Origin of the sequence: Nocardia sp. NPDC006982 (genome assembly GCF_042869435.1) — a bacterium.
Lineage (GTDB): Bacteria > Actinomycetota > Actinomycetes > Mycobacteriales > Mycobacteriaceae > Nocardia.
This window is the reverse complement of the sequence record NZ_JBIAFV010000064.1, coordinates 1-4,662: the sequence shown is the minus strand read 5'-3', so window position 1 is coordinate 4,662 and position 4,662 is coordinate 1. Positions and strand designations below refer to the sequence as shown.

Annotated in this window: 5 protein-coding genes; 3 read left to right on the top strand and 2 right to left on the bottom strand. The window is 60.2% G+C overall.

Going from position 1 to position 4,662, the window contains the following annotated elements; translation table 11 throughout:
* Positions 1-491 precede the first annotated feature (491 nt).
* A complete protein-coding gene (gene kynA, locus ACFYOW_RS49335; RefSeq protein WP_387299087.1) occupies positions 492-1,424 on the bottom strand; it encodes a tryptophan 2,3-dioxygenase in 933 nt (310 codons plus the stop codon).
* Between the two features lie 249 nt (positions 1,425-1,673).
* A complete protein-coding gene (locus ACFYOW_RS49330; protein ID WP_387299085.1) occupies positions 1,674-2,660 on the bottom strand; it encodes a menaquinone biosynthetic enzyme MqnA/MqnD family protein in 987 nt (328 codons plus the stop codon).
* 479 nt (positions 2,661-3,139) lie between these two features.
* Between ACFYOW_RS49330 and ACFYOW_RS49325 the strand changes: the two genes are divergently transcribed.
* The 3 genes from ACFYOW_RS49325 (at position 3,140) to ACFYOW_RS49315 (ending at position 4,597) form a co-directional block, all read left to right on the top strand.
* The gene (locus tag ACFYOW_RS49325) at positions 3,140-3,667 is read left to right on the top strand and encodes a hypothetical protein (RefSeq protein WP_387299083.1); all 528 of its coding nucleotides are present in this window, start codon (positions 3,140-3,142) and stop codon (positions 3,665-3,667) included.
* Positions 3,628-4,098, top strand: a complete 471-nt coding sequence (locus tag ACFYOW_RS49320) for a hypothetical protein (protein ID WP_387299081.1) — start codon at positions 3,628-3,630, stop codon at positions 4,096-4,098. The genes ACFYOW_RS49325 and ACFYOW_RS49320 overlap by 40 nt, the downstream gene beginning before the upstream one ends.
* Before the next feature lie 241 nt (positions 4,099-4,339).
* Positions 4,340-4,597, top strand: coding sequence for a hypothetical protein (locus tag ACFYOW_RS49315; protein ID WP_387299079.1), 258 nt, complete (start codon positions 4,340-4,342; stop codon positions 4,595-4,597).
* The last annotated feature ends 65 nt before the right edge of the window (positions 4,598-4,662 follow it).

Below are 4,662 nucleotides of genomic sequence, written 5' to 3'. Positions count from 1 at the left end.
GCGAATACGATCGACGCGGACGACCCATGGTGAACATCCTTCCAGGGACCATTGGTCCCGCTATCTCAGATGTCCATTACTTCAGGGGAACCCCAGTCTCCCGTCCAGGGGCCGGATCAAGCGGTCTCACTCATCGGGAACAGGCCAATCGCACCATGTTCGCACGGTGCTGGCCGGGATCCGGATGCTGTCCCGGTAGGGTCGGCCATGGACTCGGCCGGTGCGGGCACTGCGCCGACAATAGCAACTCTACCCGCGCGATCCATGATCACTTGCGTCCCCGCCGGGTCGCCGCAATCATCACCGAATTTGTCGAACAGCAGGTCAACAGGCGGTGGCGAGGTCGAGCAGCCGGACGTGTATCCTCGTTCGATCTGATCCGCGGATCTATCGCCGCCGCACCAGGTTGAAGCTGTTCCAACCGGCTCAAACAGTACGGTTGTTGTGCCGCTGTCGAACATCGAGATCCTAGCTCCCGCTCACGTCACACTTTAAAGAATCGTCCTCATGTGCCAGAGCTCTGGAAAAAGCGTTACGTCCAGAACCTTCCGCAGATAGGGCACGCCGCTCGTTCCGCCGGTCCCCTGTTTGAAGCCGATGATGCGTTCGACTGTCGTCACGTGACGGAAGCGCCACTGTCGGAAAATATCCTCGAGGTCAACGAGTTGCTCGGCCATCGCATACAGATCCCAGTGTTTCTGCGGGTTGCGATACACCTCGATCCACGCATCCTCGACGGTCTGATCGCGCTGCGGCGGCTGCGCCCAATCTCGCTCGAGTCGGGCGGGAGTAATCGGAAAACCGCGCTGAGCGAGCAGAAGGATCACCTCGTCGTACAACGATGGTGCGTCGAGCATCGCGCGCACCTGCTCGAGCACCTGGGGGCAGTGAGCATGCGAACGGAGTAATTTCGAGTTCTTGTTGCCGAGAAGAAATTCGAGCTTCCGGTACTGATAAGACTGGAATCCAGATGACTGCGCGAGATAGGGCCGGATCACCGAATATTCCGACGGTGTCAGCGTCGCGAGCACGTTCCACGCCTGCACGAGGTGCTCGAAGATTCGTAACACCCGAGCCAGCACCTTCGAAGCCGATGGCAGCTCGTCGCGATGTATCGCCTCGAGTGCCACAGTAAGCTCGTGAAGAACAAGCTTGATCCACAGCTCGGTCGTCTGATGCTGGATGATGAACAGCAACTCGTTGGGATCCGGCGACAGCGGATGCTGTGCGCTCAGGATCGCCCCGAGAGACAGATAGTCGGAGTAGCTCATCGCGTTCGGAAAATCGAGTGACGCGTTGTCGTGGCCGACCGGCTCGCCGGCGCAGCTTGGTATAGGCGGCGCTCCATATCTGGTTTGATTATCCGAGAACGGGCAGCTCACTGGTGTGCCGTAGCCGTGTGGGCGCATCCGGTCAGAATTCACGATCGTCTACTCCATGAATCAAGCTGCGAATGATCGAATTCGAGTGCACCGCCACCGGGTAACGCGAGCGCATGCACCGAGCCGCTGGCGAGTAACGCTCGTCGGGCGCGAACGTCCTGTGCCAGAAGGTGATCGCCAGCGTCCGAGGATTCGGTGTCTATCCGGTTGATCGACGCGAACCACGATCGGCTGGCGGCAATCCGGGCGCGCTGGGTGCACGCCTGGCCGCGCGTGGCCGGGCTTGCGATCTCACGCAAGTGGGTGCGGCGGCTGATGCGAACGCCAGGGTGGCTGTTCCAATTCGAGTACACGAAATCCCACGTCCGGGGCGAACCCGGCGGCCGGACCGCCGACCCGACGGGCGAACTCGGCTACGCCGTCCCGCTGCCGCTGATCGAACGAAAAGTCCAGCGCAACCGTGTAGTAACGACGCAGCGTCGCTTCGTCCACCGTCTCCCAAGGTGCAATCTCACGGCAAATCTCGTCGACCTCCTCGAGTGCTACATCGCGCGCGGTCAGCAGATCGCGATGGACCGCGTGAACTATCTCCGGATGAAGGTCCAAGAACGACCGTCGCGCAGCGAAAACCGCGAATACGAACGGCAAACCCGTCCAGTCATGCCACATCTGGCCGAGATCGTAGACATGGTGGCCTCGGCGGACCGCGTCACCGGCCGCAATCAACGCAACATCGCCGATGATGACCGCGGCGGCGGCGACCCGCAACATCGCATCGACGTCCGGCGAACATGTCACATAGCGGCATCGGACACCGACGGCGTGACGCAGCAACAATTGCGCCAACTGCACCGAGGTGCGGCTGGTATTTCCGAAGGCGACCGTCGCACCGTCCAGATCCTCCAGCGGCACTGTGCTGACGATCAGACACGACATCACCGGCCCGTTACAGCCCACTGCAATACCAGACAACGCGGTCAGATCCTCGGCATGCCGAAGGAATTCGAATGTGCTGATCGGACCGATATCGAGTCGGTCGGTCGCGAGCGCGTCGCTGAGCCACTCCGGCGACGCAACCGTCATTTCCAATCCGACGAGGCTTCCGGTCCTCGCCAGACCCCAATACAGCGGAAGACAATTTAGAAATTCGATGTGCCCCATGCGTGGCCGCTTCAGCGGACCACTACCGTGTGGCACTCGTATCTTGTGCACCACAACCGACCGGAGGACGACGTCCTCCTCGCTGCGAACGTCCAATTCCGACACTATTTCCGACATTTCCTACACTCCAAACTGCGGCGAAATCTATGCGGATCATTCGGATGAACCGACAACCGCACACGATTCGAAACCGACGTCGCCAGAGCCCGAGGATAGCCCCGAATTCGCTGCAGCAGGCTCGCATTTACCGGTGCTGGGAAGGCAACTCAATGCTCAACTGACGAGAGCGATCGGCGGTTCTCACCGAACTGGAGTCCGCTCGATCTTCGTCAACTTCCGCCATATGGCGGATGTTTCGACTGCAGGGCTCCCATAAAGTGCCGGGACTGAGAGGCTCCTTACCTATACTGCGTACGGGAATAACAGTGGGCTAACGCCACGATACGACGACTCGATAAGAGCGCGGTTCATGGAAGATGAGGGACATTGTGCTGGTAGATCCAGGGGGTAGCGGTTCGCCGGCGGCCACACCGGCACCCGATCCGAACAGTGGGCCCGGTACAGACCCGGGTGTCCCCAACAACCAATCGCCTGGAGTGTCTAATAATCTGGATAAGTTGAAGAATTCGGCCAGCGACATGAAATCAACGTTGGATTTCAAGCTCGACACTGCTGAGCTGAAGAGTTCCGTAGCGATTGTTTCCAAAACGGCCGACGACCTGGATACAGCGTTGGATTTCATGGTGGGCGAGCTTGTCATGAATGCACTCGGGGGGCTGGGTGATCCCCAAGTAGAATCCGCATGGCGCCATTTCCACAATGCATGGATGCCAGAGTTGCGAACCGCCAGCGCCGCCGTGCACGAAGTTGCAGCACTGATACCCGATACAGCGAAAGTGATGGTGCAGCAAGACAGCATCGGGGGCTCGATAATCCTAGGCAGCGGGAGCAATTTCCGCGACCCAGCTGTACCCGTCACGCCCGCACCCGGCAGCGGCGGCGGGCAGAATCCCGTCCCCGTACCAGTCACTAAACCTACGAGCGACTCCAGAGGCAATGTGTCCCGGGGCAGGGCGCTGCCAGAATGCGCCAGGCGCAAGCGCTGCAATTGGCAGCGGATTTGATCGACATGTGCAACTCCGAAGGTATTGGTCACCGGTTTTTGGACGGGGCCATTTCCGTGGCGCTGCAGCCCCCCCGCCATGGCACAACCACCCTCGACACTCACCTCGATTACCGATGGTTACAAGCATATCGAGACGAACTCAGCGATGGCGTGTGCCGACTTGTATGCTGTAGCCCGCGGTCCCTTGCAGGCGGCGTGGCGGGGACAGGCGGCCGAGAACGCGTCAAAGGCATCGTTGCGATCTCGGCGCAAGCGCAGGCGACGGCCGAAGCGTTCGACTCCGGACGCGCGGCGCTGGCCGTCTGGGCTGAACAGATGAGCGACCGACACAAGCGGGACGCCATGGGCATCGGTTTGCTGTACGAAGCCCGAGTAACGTTAAAGTCGGGGGTCTCGGTCCGGCTGTATGCAACCGTGGCAGCTCGCTGACGAAGGATGCAAGGCGCGCCTTGCCGCAGCACGGAACCTGGAAGGCGCTGTATCGGATGCGGCCGACGCATTGAATCAATGTTCGGCGCGGGCACGGGCGCGGCAGATCAATTCACCCGGCATCAGCCCCCTGAGTTCCGTGGTTCTGGCATATTCGGGCGATTTCGGATCTTTCGGCGATCCGCTGAATAACATTCTTACGCCCACTGGGCTGGCACGAGCATCGCAATTCCTCAATTCCATGTCGGCGCCGGATCGTGCGGGATTCGAGAAGATGCTCGCCGATGCGAAGTCGCCCCAGGAGGCGGCTTACCTATGGAAGGCATTGGGGGCCGGATACAACTCCCTCGCCGACCCCCAGTCGTTCGACCAAGTGATCCACCCGCATGGCGACGATCCGTCCTGGCTATCCGGGCATCTGGATCCTCACATCAACAATTTGACGCAGGAGGGCAAATACGACTTGGATTGGGGTTCCCCTGAAGTAATGGACATCTGAGATAGCGGGACCAATGGTCCCTGGAAGGATGTTCACCATGGGTCGTCCGCGTCGATCGTATTCGC

Bases quoted from the DNA above. Each gene is read 5' to 3' on its own strand.
- ACFYOW_RS49330 (WP_387299085.1), bottom strand. From the start codon at position 2,660: ATGTCGGAAATAGTGTCGGAATTGGACGTTCGCAGCGAGGAGGACGTC.
- ACFYOW_RS49320 (WP_387299081.1), top strand. From the start codon at position 3,628: ATGCGCCAGGCGCAAGCGCTGCAATTGGCAGCGGATTTGATCGACATG.
- ACFYOW_RS49315 (WP_387299079.1), top strand. From the start codon at position 4,340: ATGTCGGCGCCGGATCGTGCGGGATTCGAGAAGATGCTCGCCGATGCG.